The sequence below is a fragment of the Pedobacter paludis genome, from assembly GCF_003173575.1.
Taxonomy (GTDB): Bacteria; Bacteroidota; Bacteroidia; order Sphingobacteriales; family Sphingobacteriaceae; genus Pedobacter; species Pedobacter paludis.
This window is the reverse complement of the sequence record NZ_QGNY01000003.1, coordinates 559,699-574,808: the sequence shown is the minus strand read 5'-3', so window position 1 is coordinate 574,808 and position 15,110 is coordinate 559,699. Positions and strand designations below refer to the sequence as shown.

The 15,110-nt window shown below is 44.9% G+C and carries 8 protein-coding genes; 4 read left to right on the top strand and 4 right to left on the bottom strand.

Features of this window, described 5'->3' with window-relative positions:
• Positions 1–167: 167 nt before the first annotated feature.
• Positions 168–500 (bottom strand): helix-turn-helix domain-containing protein, encoded by a 333-nt coding sequence (locus tag DF947_RS10720; protein ID WP_109929681.1) that lies wholly within the window; start codon positions 498–500, stop codon positions 168–170.
• A 1,482-nt stretch (positions 501–1,982) separates the two neighbouring features.
• Here DF947_RS10720 and DF947_RS10705 point away from each other — a divergent pair.
• Entirely contained in the window at positions 1,983–2,213 is a 231-nt protein-coding gene (locus tag DF947_RS10705) for a hypothetical protein (protein ID WP_109929678.1), read from the top strand.
• A 146-nt stretch (positions 2,214–2,359) separates the two neighbouring features.
• Here DF947_RS10705 and DF947_RS10700 read toward each other — a convergent pair whose 3' ends face one another.
• On the bottom strand, positions 2,360–7,861 hold the full coding sequence (locus DF947_RS10700) for an N-6 DNA methylase (protein ID WP_109929677.1): 5,502 nt from the start codon (positions 7,859–7,861) through the stop codon (positions 2,360–2,362).
• 54 nt (positions 7,862–7,915) lie between these two features.
• Positions 7,916–8,356, bottom strand: coding sequence for a hypothetical protein (locus DF947_RS10695; protein ID WP_109929676.1), 441 nt, complete (start codon positions 8,354–8,356; stop codon positions 7,916–7,918).
• 367 nt (positions 8,357–8,723) lie between these two features.
• On the opposite strand from DF947_RS10695, the gene DF947_RS10690 reads away from it, so the two are divergent.
• From DF947_RS10690 to DF947_RS10675, 3 genes are all read left to right on the top strand, one after another.
• On the top strand, positions 8,724–9,134 hold the full coding sequence (locus tag DF947_RS10690; protein ID WP_109929675.1) for a S24 family peptidase: 411 nt from the start codon (positions 8,724–8,726) through the stop codon (positions 9,132–9,134).
• 9 nt (positions 9,135–9,143) lie between these two features.
• A complete protein-coding gene (locus DF947_RS10685) occupies positions 9,144–10,385 on the top strand; it encodes a Y-family DNA polymerase (RefSeq protein WP_109929674.1) in 1,242 nt (413 codons plus the stop codon).
• 253 nt (positions 10,386–10,638) lie between these two features.
• A complete protein-coding gene (locus DF947_RS10675; protein ID WP_109929672.1) occupies positions 10,639–11,133 on the top strand; it encodes an SOS response-associated peptidase in 495 nt (164 codons plus the stop codon).
• A 40-nt stretch (positions 11,134–11,173) separates the two neighbouring features.
• Here the strand turns inward: DF947_RS10675 and DF947_RS10670 are convergent, their stop codons facing one another.
• Positions 11,174–14,407, bottom strand: coding sequence for an ATP-binding protein (locus DF947_RS10670; RefSeq protein ID WP_146202904.1), 3,234 nt, complete (start codon positions 14,405–14,407; stop codon positions 11,174–11,176).
• Positions 14,408–15,110 lie beyond the last annotated feature (703 nt).

Sequence of the window (15,110 nt, the reverse complement as noted above, 5' to 3'; positions counted from 1 at the left end):
CATTAGAAGTAAAATTTTCATCACGCTATCCACCTCTAAATTACATACGCTAAATGAAATGGAAATGAAAAACCTGTTAACCAAAAAAGCCGACCTGTTAACCGATAATGCTGTTTTTTGGAGTGAACAAAACGGGCAATCCCACTTCGGTAGGGCATTTCAAGAGTTTAGATTCCATATAAAAAATAACTGGGCGGAAGCTGGTGGATTTTTTTGAATGCACGGGTGAAGCTTCCGGTCGTTGAATAGCCCAGGGTAATGGCAATCTCTTTGACCATAGTCCCCCGCATCAGCGCTATTTTCGCATAATCCATTCGAAGCTTCAGGTGAAAATAATTAATGGAAATTCCAAAAATTTTGATAAATCCTTTCATCAGCCTCACAGCTGAAATTCTATGCTTTTCTGCAAGCACTGATATGGAGAGCGCTGAAATGAAATCAGCGCGAAGATCGCTGTGGACCTGTTTGACCGCGTGGATCTCATGTCGGGTCATTCGCATCGGGCTATAATTTAAGATTGAGCAATCAGGGTCTAGGATAGGTATATGGTAAGAGACTTCTACAATTGGCTGTTGGAAATTTCTTGTGTTTAATTTCTGATTTTTTTTGCTAAACAAAAGAGATTTTTTTCCTCTTTAAAAGTAGGTGATGTTGGAATTTTTAGATTACGGGAAACCTGAGAAGGGCAGATCAAGCGAGATCCAGCCCTTTAGGTGTCAATATAATGCAGTCATCAATCATTGCGAATAACTACTCACAAACTATGTAGCTTCCGTACATACTTTATCCCGTCCGAGAGCAATAAAATTTTCCAGATTGTTTTTCCAGAAAGTCTTCAGGAATGACCAAACCGGATAACTTCGGCATTTTCTTTTGTAGACTGGGCAAGGCTTTTCTATGTATAATTTCAGGAGCCAGCCAATCGAAAAGGCATTGACGGTGAGCTAATTATTCAGTAAAAAACACTTGAACTGTTGCACGGCCGATCAGCAGTTCAAATCAGACTTGAGCGAATAGGTTACAATGACCAAATAGCTAATGGTGTCAAAGTGAAGTTTGAAAAGAATTTAACTTTTGTCAAATACTCAGATTTCCCCGGTTAATTTCAGGTGTGGAGGGAGTATTGCATTGATCATCTCACCCCAGGTTTCAAAAAATTCTTCATCTATTATAGAACCGTCATGTAAGTGTTCATGAAAATTTATAAACTGAAGCTCCTGTGGAGAGCATTTTTCAAGCCACCATCTGTAATATAGATCAAAAAAGAAATCATCATATGTCATGCGGTTTTTGCGTTTAAAACAGAACATGTGCTAAATGTTTAATTCAAAATTGATGGTTTAAATATACTACTCAAGAAAAATCGTTTAGGAGTACTCCCCAGAAACATATTTTTTTAAGCTATAGTTAATTGAATGGAATTCAGCAATAACCCACTAAACATAATTTTTGGGAGGGTGCGAAACATTAAGCCCTGGTAACTTCCTTTGACCATCTTAAAAGATTTATCATGGAACTTAGCCATATTAACATGCCTGGGCCTTGCTGAAAGGGAAGATTTTATGACAGGACTGCCAGACTTTGTATTATCGCAGCCTAACTTGAAGGTCAGCAGAGTTCTACTGGAGATGGTCGCCAACAGATTCATCGCCGAAGAAATTGCAGCTATTCCAGAGGCCCGGTATCCCAGATTTGTCAGGTTAACGGCAGCTGCGTCGGGAAAATCGTTAGCATCCAGTATAAAGTAAGTTTATAGCTTCGTTCGGAAGATTACAGATGTGTTTAAATTTCTATGCGACCACAGGGATAAAGCAAATGAAAACTGCTGACATATCAACCCCAATGATGGATCTGAGGAACTCAGTTCCCGTTGGAGCACAACGCCTTTGACAGCAGACACAGCGCAGCGTCTGCAAAAATAGTTGCCCACCCGATACCCCTTGGTACAACACTGATACGTATTAACCCTAAAAGCTCTACAAATGAAAAAAAAAGAATTGCAGGAACTTCTCACACGCTATTTAGATGGAACATCTACCGAAGGAGAATGCGCAGATGTCGAGTCCTGGTACAACCACATGGTCAGTTCACAGCTTCCCGCAACTGGAAAGATCAGATTATGGCGCGAATGGATCTCTGCACAGACCGATAAATGCCGTTATCATGTGATTTACATCGTAATTAATGCATTGCGGCTTATTGGTAAACGCTAGGAAAGGAAATTTGATCATCTCTCTCAACTGCCTTTTCGGGAAAGCATTTTTCCAATTGACATTCGGATCGTGTTTAACCCAAAAGCATAAAGGTGTCTTACGTGGACACCTTTATGCTAAGGCTATTCGATAACGTTTAAGCAACCCTATAAACGCATGGGCCTGCGTTGGCGGTCTTGTCCGCTCAGGTCCTTAAGGGCATCCTGTCCCGGACCGTGCTCTTGGAAAGCAAAAGTGCTATTAGGCAAAGTTGTAACCTGTTCCTCACCCGTACCGGCCGATGAGGAGTCAATCTTGGAAAGCTTTTCCAAAATTGCCTTTTGAAGTTTACCAAGCTCAGTTTTCAGTTCATTGAGCTCTGTCTCCTTCTCAAACGGTTTGGAAATGATTTCCCGTAATTTGGGCAGGTATTCTTTTTTTTCCTCAATTTCCAAAAGTGTTCTTTCCCGAAGGACGGAAACTTTGTCAATAGCTGAAATAAAGTTTCTTGCAGCACCTTTTGGAAAGTCCTCATTGATTGCTCCATTGTTCGAGGTGTACTTCACCGACCCTTGGGGATGTTGGGCATAAAAGAGATTTTTCCATTTTTCAAACTCGGCAGACCCTGAAACGCTCTTCTGGATATACAGATCGAACCCATAAAGCGATCCTATTTTTTCTTTGGATTCCTTTTTTTCACCAGCTTTCCAATTACGGCTCATATCGATCAGATAGCTACCGATACGTTCGGGATCCGTGCTGCTGAGGCCAAAAAGTTTCACCGGATTACACTTAGTGCCGTCTTTGTCGAAAGTCAGCTGGGACTTATAACAGTTCTCATCTCTTAACAGCTCAGGATAAAGTTTCTCCTCAGCGGCCAATGACGCGGCCATTCTCTGTAAGTCCCCTTTGTGTGTATGGACCTGTCTGAAATGCGCTGTGCGGAGACTTTCCATCGACGCTACTTTTTTCTCAAGCCTGGTTTTTTCCAGCAACGAGGTATCTCCGGAGAGGATTGCAGTGTATTCTGCGAAGTTCATTCCGCTCTTTTCATCCATTGCACCCTCATCGATGCTCCTCACGTTAAGCTCATTGTTTTTCATTTGGGAAATGAAAGTCTGTTTGTTCTTGAGCAGATTGAACTTGTAATTATCCAGAGACTTTTCGGTGGCGTAGATCAGGTTCTGGATTTTGTTGTTGTTGAATTCCTTCGCTGCCCAGTTTCCCTGCCTGGCCCCGCGCCCGTTTCGCTGTTCCAGTTCTGAGGGTTTCCATGGAATATCGATATGGTGCATAGCTACCATTCGTTTCTGTACATTTAGCCCGGTACCAGCTTTTTCCGTGCTGCCCAAAAGGATCCTGATCTCACCGTTATTCATCTTCCGGAAAAGCTCAGGTTTCCTCGCATCGCTCCAATCGTGTATGAAGGTTATCTCATGGGACGGAATCTGCAACTCCTCGGTGAGTTTGAATTTCAGGGCATCATAGATATTGAACTGATCAGGCTTGGGTGTACCGATGTCACAGAATACAATCTGCGTCCCCCTATATTTCGTGCTTCCCAACCAAGCCTGTCTGACATACCTCGCGCAGGTGTTGACTTTGTTCTGGTGGTCATCACTATAAAGCCTGTCATCAATCAGGCGCATATCGGTTGCCATTTTCTTGGCATAATTGGTCGCGATGAGCATTCTTCCCTTATCCTCCGATTCACTCAGAGGCTCCCGTCCGATCAGCCTTGCATCACCCGTTTTTGCAAAAGCAATGAGTTGGCTGGTAAAATATTCCTGGTCGCTACTGGGAGATATATTGATAAGCATTTCATCAATCGCTGGCTTATCCAACTTAATGTGCTGCGCAGTTTTGTAATCAGTGATTTCGTTGTAAAATACCTGTAGCTCGGGTACTTTGATAAAGTGTCGAAAGCGCTCTTTGGCAATAATCTCATTGGTTACCGAAAACTCGAAATCAGTTGTTTTCTTCGCGAACACTGCAGCCCATCCGTCAAAGTTTTCAATGCGCTGGCGCTCAAGCTCACGAGGCCGAAGGTACTTAAAGATCAGGTAAAGTTCGGTCAGGCTGTTTGAAATCGGCGTTCCGGAGAGGAAAGTCGCGCAGAGGTCAGAGTCATATTTATCCTGAAGCGTTCGGACTGCGAATAGCATGTTCAGTGCCTTAAGACTCCCCTGGGTATTGCCAAGTCCCGCAACCCTTTCATGTCTGGTGGTAAAGGTGAGGTTCTTGAACTTATGCGCCTCATCGACGAACAAATGGTCAATGCCCATCGATAAAAAATCGATTCCTGAATCCTTTTTGCTTTCTATTGCCTTTTCTACGGCCTTGAGCTTTACCAAAAGATTGTTCTTTCTGATCTCCAGTCCTTTGAGCATACTGCGGGAAATGCTTCCCCCAAGATTCTTTACTGTCTGCAGGTCACGCTCAGTATTATTGAGTTCTTCCTGAAAAATTTTGGTCTGTATCTCATCAGACTGCGGGATTTTTAAGAACTGGTCATGCGTGAGTATAATACAGTCCCAATTGTTGTTTTTGATTTCGTGAAATACGCGCAGGCGTTTGGAAGGCGTAAAATCATCTTTACCGGGATACAGTAAGCGTGCATTCGGATAGGCCTTCCTATAAGTTGCTGCAATGTCGCCGACGTTTGCTTTCAGTGCGATGATCAGCGGTTTATGAATGATGCCCAGCCGCTTCATTTCGTGCGATGCAATGATCATGGTAAGGGTCTTGCCAAGGCCGACCTCATGATCAATCAGTGCTCCACGGTTTTGAATGATCCGCCAACAGGCATCCTTTTGAGAGGAATATAGGTCTTGGATACCAAGGCCCTGTTTGTCCAGACCGGGAAAGGTCTGGTGCCCCCCGTTATACTCCCTGAGCACATAACAGTTGAAGGTATTGTTATAGAGATCTGTGAGCGCTTTCTGATCGCTGGCGGAAATTCCCCGGAGCCAATCAACAAAAGCGCTACGGATAGATTCAATCTTTTGGTGGGCGAGTTGTATGGCATCGTTGTCAGGAATCCTTTTAACCTTATCCGGTCCATCCGGCACTTCATAGGAGAAGTATGGGCTTGTATTTTCGAGCGCATTCTCCAGTAGTAAATTGCCAAATACCGTCCGCCCGGATTTTGGAGTGATGGAATATTCCTGAACCATTTTTGCTGATCGCTCGGGACTTTCCACCTTGAAAATATCCGAAGATCGGATGAACTGTATGCGCACGTCCTGATCGAAGAAATCTGATGCGAAGCGGTTATAAAATTCTATGGGTATCCATCTCTCTCCAAGATTGAAATCCAGCAGTTCGAAAGGGACCTGTTCGGGCTGCACTTTTTCAATCTCCGCTAAGCTGCGTTGGTATTCTGTATTTTCAGGCTCCGCTTGGCATTTTGCCCGGGCGATCTCCAGCTTTAGAAACACATTGCCAGAAAGATAGGCGTCCCTTGTTTCCCAAATGTCAGTCCCGGGATTGAATATGATATGTCCGCGCAGTTCCTCGATGAGATCCCCGCTGGGTCTTCCTGTTATCCGGGCAATGTTGACCATATCGACCCTGCCCAGATCATTGAGAGTCTTGGCAAGTGCCTCGGTTGCGAGCTCGGTCCTGAATTCCTCTGCCCTTGCCACCAGGGAGCCGGTCAGTACATCGGATTTTGTGAAGCCGTTTCCTTCGCGGCGTTCCAGTGAGGAGAGAATTAAATTGCCGTGAACTTCATCCCTGCCAATGCGCTTAGCGTTAGCGTTGCTGTTCAGCTGTTTGAAATCCACCACAAAGCTGTCATAGAGCGAATTTAGCTGCTCGCGTTCCATGCGGTTTCTCTTCTGTAGATCCAGAGCAGCAAAACCGATATAAGTATCTCTCAGGCCAATATAGCGCTCGTAAAACTCCACATCCTGCTGGTCTTTCCATCCGTGGAATATAGCATTGCCCTGAGCATGATCGACCTGTTCCAGATGCCCCACAGCGCCGTTATGGAATACAAGGGAATTTTCCTGATGGTGAGGGAGCAGCTCTTTAAATTCGTTTGGTGGAATGGGATTTAAATTAAGCTGATGTTCCGTCTCCCTTTCTCCTTCGTAAAGGTATTTGTGATCAAATCCCCTGAGTGCTTCGGAAACCCTTTCTATCTCTTTTGATAAATCATCACTGTTCAGCCATCTACTCTTTGTCTTTACCTGGGCAACATTGGAATGCATGCGGTAGATATAGCGTTTAGCCTTTCGGTGTTTTGCCGCAACGATCACTATCGATTCATGCTCTGGGTTATCCTGCGTTCTTATGACCGAAATAAACCTCGCGCTGATGGGAGCAACTGTACGTGCATCTTCGGGCGATATATACGCCTGAGGCCTATTAACCTTTTCTGGTGCGAGAGTATCAAATAATCCCAGCTGCACTGTTGAGGCCTGCACTTGATCGGCCGGTTGGGATAAATAAGTGAGCCTAGCTGTTGGAGAGGCAGCAATAAGCGGCTGTGCAAGTTCCAGACTATTGAACAGGTCGACATTCAATCTCAACGCAAAATCTTCGCTTAATAAACGGTATAAAGGTGCCTCGATGCTGTCGAGAGAAGCATTCATCCAGTTCATATGGTGGGCCTGACCATATTGGTTTTTTCCCGGACCCTGCTCGTCGCCGATATACAGTTGCTCGTTCTGCGCCAGAAAAGCGTTTATAGCATATTCACCAAACTCGTTGTTGCCTTTGACTACCTCTGTCAGCAGCATTTCGCTCGGGGATAGCTCCTGTTTGGAAACATTTTTCTGAAAGATAAGTAGATGTGTTGGCGCTTCTACATTTGCAGAATCCTTCATAAGGTTATCGGGCAGCGCCGCAAGGCTCACAAAATTGCCCTGGGACAACAGGTGCCTACGGGCAGAACCATTCTGATAGCTGTTAAGAAATCCAGAAGTGGTCAGGAAAGCAAGTATGCCGCCATCCCGCACCTTCTCCATTCCTTTGACAAAAAAGTAATTGTGAATGCTTTGTTTATGGCCCTGATCAGCCATATCCGGATCATAAACCGTAAAATTCCCAAACGGGATATTGGAGACCACCAGATCATATTTTCCCTCATCTTCCTTGCCGGTATGCTCGAAAGGCTTGACATCAATATTGCTGGAGGTAAACCATGTGGAGCTATAAGCTTTTAATACCCTTCCGGTGATGAGATCCTTTTCAATCCCCTTCATTTTTTCCAACGTGGGAAAGCTATCCTCGGCCCGGGTTAAAAAGACGCCAAGTCCCGCACTGGGATCATATATGCTCTTAGGCTGTATCCCAGCGTCCCACAAAGCGGAGTATAAGGTATCTGGGAGCGTTTTCGGTGTATAAAATGCCGTGAGCACACTGTTCTTCAGCGAATCTATACTCTCCTGGTACTCCTGTACGCTCAAGTGCCTTTGGAGCAGACGGTGGAGTTCCATTGTCTGTTCATAAAGCCCCATGTCTGCCTGGGAAGCCCCGGCAGCCTTCCAGGCTTCCGGGGGTCCCTCAGGAAATAAAATCTGTTTAAGTCCTCCGAATCCGGAGTAAAGCGAGAGCCTCTGGCCCTCTTGGGAACTGAGTTGAGTTGTTCCGTCCCACTGCAGTGCAATGCCTATTGCATCGATGTTCTGCATCAATTTTTCTAGCTGATTGTAAGCCATACCACACTTTTCCTAAATCACAAACCCACTTACTTTTTCCAGCTGTCTATTCCGTTAGACAATAGCTGTATTGAGGTAGTTGTCTACCTCGCCGATGATGGAGTATCGGAGCATCCTGTCCACATCTCCCTGGTCATCGAATCCCATCTCTTTGAATACTTCACTACAATGGACGATTATATTGCAGATCTCAAACCGAAGGGTTCCACTACGCACCATCCGTAGATACTGCTGCTCGAAATCTTCCTCCAGTACCGCCTTGATATAGTTGTACCGTGAGTTTCCCAGTGGCTTTCTAAGAGCCTCCAGAGCTGTTTCCACAACAGTTGCCTGCGGAGCGTTGCTCCCGATCAGATCGTTGAGCAGAGGCTTAACGGCTTCGAGGCTTTCCTCCAGGTATATGCTGACCCGTCCGGTATCCTCCAATGAAATTCCGAGCTCTGGGAAATCATCGCAGATGTACGCCCAGAGCTTTTCTTTTAGTTTTTTTTCCATAAGTTTTTATTTAAAAAATTATCTTAAGCACACCCCATGTTGTAAACCGCTTAGCGCAGGTATGATATTTTAAAGATACACTCCTTTTGTTCCGCTGTAAAGGACAATGACAATTGCCTCCCAGGTTGCCCCCCTCTGTTCTATAAGGCCTACCAGTCATAAAATGTGTACTTGAGGCTTTTTCTCCTCCAAGGATTTATTTCCAAAGGATCCGCTTTGCAAATTTCCTGGCCTATCGTTCGCCTTAACACCGAACATCAGGGATGTGGCTTGTCACAGAAGTGCCAAAAGGAAACGACGGTTATGTGGATAAATGCAGCACAATTTACTAAAATTTTTAGCAATCTTTGTAATTCAAGAACAGAATATGCTTAGAGAAATTGAACTGCCCAGAAATATTGATCTTGAACCGTTGGCCAATCCTGAAAAAGTATCCGGATTTGTAAGTCCCAGTGAAGACTATAAACAAAGACGCCTGCATATCTCGCAGAAGTTTGTCGATGACCCGGTAAACACCCATTATTTTGAGGCGGCAAGTGATGAAATGAATGCCTATGGGATCAGGGCTGGAGCCACGCTGGTAGTAGACCGGTCTAAGCCAGTGGTGAGTGGAAGCATCATCGTCTGCAGCTTGGACGGTGAATGGCTTGCACGCAAGCTGATCATCAAAGAGACCGGCGCATTTCTTACAACCGGCGACGAGCGGGCAGCGATAGACGTGACAGACCGGAATATTGTGGTATTTGGTAGGATTACCTGCGTCCTGTTTAATCTTTAATCTGCTTTCATGTTTGCACTTGCTGACTGCAATAATTTTTATGCGAGTTGTGAAAGGCTTTTTAAGCCTACACTTATCGGCCTGCCGATCGTTGTCTTAAGCAACAATGACGGCTGCGTTATTGCGCGCAGTAACGAGGCCAAGGAACTTGGCATTGCAATGGGCGCACCATATTTTCAGATCAGGGAAAAGCTGGAGCAGAACAATGTGGCGGTCTTTTCTTCCCACTATACGCTCTATGGTGACCTCAGTGCCAGGGTGATGACCAACCTTGCCCGTTTTTCCCCTGATATTGAAGTATACAGTATCGATGAGTGCTTTTTCAGCCTATCCGGGTTTTCAGACCTAAAAGCCTATTCAGATAAAATTCGCTCAACGGTTATCCAGAATACGGGAATACCCATTAGCATTGGTGTAGCCCCTACCAAGGTACTGGCAAAAGTGGCCAATAAAAAAGCTAAAAAGGCCGACGGGGTGATGGTCTTGGAGGGCCCGGCGGAAATTTCAGATGCACTTGCAAATTTTCCCATCGAGGATATATGGGGGATCGGCAGGGCACATGCAACCAGACTGTTAAAGCTCGGGATAGAGACTGCGGATCAGTTCAGAAAACTGCCAGAGGAATGGGTACGCCGTGAAATGACGGTAGTCGGTGCAAGGATATGGAACGAACTTTGGGGGATGAGCTGTATACCACTGAAGATGGTACTGGACCCGAAAAAGAATATGTGCACGAGCCGGGCGTTCGGTAAGCCCATAGAAGAAATTTCCGAGCTGGAACAGGCCGCAGCATCGTATGCTTCCAGGCTAGCGGGAAAGTTGCGAAGGGAAAAACTCTGTACAAATGTTTTATCTGTCAAGCTGTTGACAAACAGGTTCGGTGATTCCGCTGCCCAGTACTTTCCATCCTTGTCCATTCCACTTGATTATCCGACCAGTAACAGTGTTGATCTTGTTAAAATGGCTATCAGGGGGGTACGACGGATTTATCGCAGGGGTTACCGCTATCAAAAAGTGGAGATTATGGCTACTCAGCTCATTCCTGAATCCGAAATCCAGATGAACGTCTTTACCGGGCACAGTACAAAGAAAGATAAGATAAGTAAGGCTCTGGATGAACTCAATAAATATTACGGTGCGGGAACGGTCAGGATCGCAAGCGAGGGAATAAAGCAGAAATGGAGCCTCCGAAGAGACTTTTTAAGCCCCCATTACACTACCGATTGGAATGATATCATCAAAGTGGGTTAATGTGTGCGCAAGCCGTGGGCCTACAGACACATCAGTGCCATAAAAAGCGATACATGTGGGCAAGATACGTTCTCTCCAACATCAGCAAGCAGATGCTGCTTGCGCAAAGAGGCCTGAGCGGCTGGCAGTTTGAACCAAATTATAACCTTTCTCCAACGCAGATCGGACTGGTGGTTACTACCGGGGAACGGCAGTGATGCAGCCGATGCATTTTGGCCCAGTACCTTTCTGAGCAGAGACCAGCAAACTGAATATGTCGACACTGAATGCCAGAAGTGACGATGTGCTGGAAAAAACCACCTATGCCCCATTGATCAGGCACAACAAGATTTGTCTTGTACTGGCAAACGGATTTTATGAATGGGATAAAATGAGCGGTAAACCCATACCGCACGGTTTCAGTTTAAAGGACCGAGAAGTGTTTGCCTTTGCAGGGCTCTGGACTGAGTGGAAAAGTAAATCAGGCGATGAAATTTACCGGTCATTCACGATCATGACCACTCGTGCCAACGACATCGTAGGCAAGGTCCAAGATCCAAAATTCAGGATGCCGGTAATACTTGATTCTGCCGAAGAAAGGCTGTGGCTGGACAGTAATTTTGCTCCAATGGAAAAACTAAAACTGTGTGACAGGTATCGTGATGATGTAATGCAGGTACATATAGTAAGCTCATCAGTGAACATCACCGCAGTCAAAGGGGGGCCCAACAATCATCCGGCTTTTATATTGCCGATGAACAGTCAGTAATGATTGGTATTGGACATAAGCAAAATCCCGCGCTGTTGCCCTATTCATTTTCCAGAACAATCCCTGATAGATCCAGGAATTGATCAAAACTTTTGAACAGCCTGTTGAAATCGACATCAATACCGATGCTGAGGTATAAACGTGGGATCATGCCAGGAAGCAACCATGGGGAGTTCTGGGAGCGTGTCAGCCCGGAACGTCCGGTGAGTGCTGCATGTAGAATGGCCAATATCTGCCCGCGGAGTTCCTCTTTAGGAAAACACTGAAAAATGGAAAGATCACTCAACGAGACGTAATAGCCATCTGCATATGCGGCCGCCTGTGGTGGGGTAAGCCCCAGTTCCGGGATCAGAAAGGCGTTATCGGCCGTGAGCACACCCTGTTCAAATCTTTCGTGGGGCGTTGGCTGCTTGTATGTTTTTTTTTCCTGCGCCAGGACGGTATAGTTGAGCCCTTTGGATTTAAGCATCTCTTGGTCGGCCTCTGTTGGCTCCACCTCAATTTCAAACCCAGTTAATGGAAGTATCTTCTTAAACCTTTCACAATAGATCGACTCCAGAACGTTTTTGAAGTCTGAAAAATTCAGTTTTTTGTGGAACCGGTGTTCACGGAGAATTTTATGCATTGCCATGTCAAACAGGTCCACACTAAACACATTGATATAATTGACCGGTAGGGAAAACCAATCTATGATAAGGTCATCAGCCTCAAACTCAGAGTTAAGATTGTTAATAAACAAGGGAGGGTGAAGCTCAAGATAATTTGCAAGGAGGTCTCTATAGCCTTTCTCGGACACCTTCTGAATGTAGCAGATGAGTGCTACCGATTTTTTCCAGTCCACGCATAGCTTCTCCTCAAAGATGCTCAGGGCGTGGTCAATACGGATCAGCGAATAATCTTTGCGCTGATGGTATTTGGTCCAATATTGCCAAATGGCTTCGATGTCGATCTTTTCGCCCCGGTGCAGCGAAAGCCGCAGGTAGCTATGGATATCCGGCCAGATATCAAAACTTCCCAAAAGGCGGTTTTCCTGAAAATAATCTTTCAAAGTCCCCAAATGGAAGTCACCCTCAACATGCAATAAGCCAAGCGAGAGCAGATTGGCCTTTGTACCTGAAAAAATGGATTTGACCTGATGGTCGGCAAGGGGCTTAGCTGAAAAATAGGAAGTGAGTGCATCGGTTGCCTGATACAAATTACCATCAAGATAGCAAGATATGGCCTCAAAGAGTTTTGGAAACCCTGCTCGGTGATCAGGATGCAGGAAAAGATCCTCGAGGACATAACCTACATGACGGGTAAATTCGAAACTGCTCCTGTCATCCAACAGCTCACGCATTCGGGAATATGACAGCACCTGTGCATGCTGTTCGAAAAAGGACCGTTCATATTCTATTTCCTGCTGGTAGGAGCGGTAAAAATTTTGTGTGTCATGGTGGCGTCCATTCAGACAGGTTAAAATGTGAGAAGCGTCTTTGCGATCGATATAATATAATGTGCCGAAAAGATAGCCCGAACTGGTAACATCTTCCCACCCATATCCATTCTGCATTAGCGCAGATGCGTAGGTAAAAAAGAAGCCATGCAAGGTGGACACATGGTCCCGGGGTATGATGTTCAGAATCAGTGAAAGGTCATAATATCCATAAATGTCGAGCGTTTGTGGAGGAAGGGAAGTCAGCAGCTCCCGTAACTGTCCATAAAATGCCTGAACCGCCTCAAAGTCGACAGTTCCCTGGAAATGGAGATAGAAATATTGCATATTACAATACTGCCCAATGATTTTTCCAAGATCGACGGCATTAAGCTCGAAAAAAGAAACCCTCGATTGAAAGCGTTTCTCACCCGAAAGAAGGGACTGCACTACACCAGCATTTACACGGTCTCGCATTTTCGAATACTCAAGTCCATGCTTTCTCAAAAATGTGATCATACTATCGTGAAAAAGGCTCACCCGGTTCAGGCGAAGTTCGAAGAGATAAGGGTGTTCAGTGATGAACTCGTTGACAAAAGATGCGCCGTAATCTTCCAGAAACATATCGATTTCACTCCTCATGAAAAAGCTATGTGACGTTAAAAAAAGCACAAGAGCCTGTTTGCTCCGTTGCGGTTCCAGTATCTTGGCATAGTAGGCATCAAGTGAACTGAACTTTTCCCAGTCCGGCAGACATCCGTTGATTTTGTAATGTTCTGCAATGTATTTTACCAGAATCGGATAACCATCGCTTATCCGGTAAATCTCGTAAGTATCTTCGGCCTTATGCACATGGTATAGCTTGGAAAGTACCTGCCTGGTCTGATCAAGGTTCCAATTGGTTAACTCTTGTACTTTCCACCCCAACTTGCGAACCAGTGGCCTGCTTAATACGATCGTCGGAGCCCATGTTGAAAGCTTATCGATGAAAGCTATGAATGCCTCAAGGTCAGCGGCATTGTAATTTTCTACGTGGTCAAGGCCGTCGATGATAACTGTTCTCCCGTCAGCTTTTATTTTCTGTAATATTTCTTCTTCCGAAAAAGATTTGAGATTATTAAACAATTTCTTGGAGATATCCCGTAAAAAGAGGTGGAATTTTAGTCGGTCATTATACTCCCTATCCTGATTTGAAATCCAAAACCGATAAACCAGATTGCACGAGAATTTTTTCTGAAGGAAAGAGACCAGATGGCTTTTGCCTATCCCCGGTCTGCCTTCAATATGGATCAGCGATCCGGCCTGCACGATATCACGATCGAGGATGACAGAAGATTCGGTCAGTTGAGTGTTGAATAGGTGCAACGCAGGTAGCATTTCCCTTTTCAGTACAAAATTTCTACGGTCAAGGTTATCATTGAGAAATTGCTGGATCAATGCCAGTCTGTGAAAATCAGATTGGAAAAGTCTCTCCATCCTGCTACCGATGGTCCGGCGGTCCATAGCAATTAGAAAAACACCATCGAGTAGGTAGGCTTCAAACCCCAGTATTGTGGTATTAGGCTCAAATTCAAGGGCTTTGAAAAAAATGATGTTCACTTCTGCCGAAAGACGGTGCGGCTTTCCCGCGATTTTAATGCTGTTCCCACTTATCTGCAGATCCGAGAGTGAAATATTGTTGATGTCTTTGATCTGAAGGAAATAATTTTGCTTCCCCTTTTGTATCCAGATATCATCGAATTTATGTTCCACATCAGCCTCGATCGTAATCTGCTCGATTTCCCGCTCTACGTCCATCACCCCGATGATCAGCGCAGCAACCTCATTTTGATAGGTATATCCCAGTAAGCCTGTTTTCATAATCTGTTTTATGCTATTCCGATGAAACCCGTTTAGAGAAGAATATTGCATATGGCTTTATCTTCTTGGATTATCGTGTCATGGCCAATTTAAGCATTTCATTGAATGTAAAGCAAAGGGGAAATATTATTTCTCAGCCCACGGCTCAAAAGGCGGCTTGAGGATCAGCATGCAGTTTTTTCAAGATTAAGCATCCACCAGATAACGAGAGGTAGTATAAAATAAAAGACCCCTGGTGGATACCAGGGAAGTCTTGTCTATGAACATATATTTCTTGAATTGCTTAGAAAGCCGTTAGAAATCCTGAAAAACGTACCTATAGTGTGAGCCATAGTATCATAATTGGCATATGGCATTTTTTTCTAGCACCATTTACACTGATAAGGCTTGGCATGACCGCGCCAACCCGACCGGAGCTATTACAACAGCACATATAGCTATGGGAAAGACCATAAGTCTTCAGTGTAGGAAAGAAGCCAATAGTTTACAATGTCTGAAGTGAAAATAGAAAAGATATGGATAAAAGAGGGTTAATGAGACGTTAAGAAAAATGCCGGCTTTAGTTTGGCCCCATCCTGCCGGACCCGGCTCCAGGAGTTACTTCATTTTATACTGATTGAGAACTTTGGAGGTGCAGGGGCTTAAAAGCTAGAATGGAACAACTAAAACCTGTTCTGTTAACGGCATATTAACTCAGAGACGG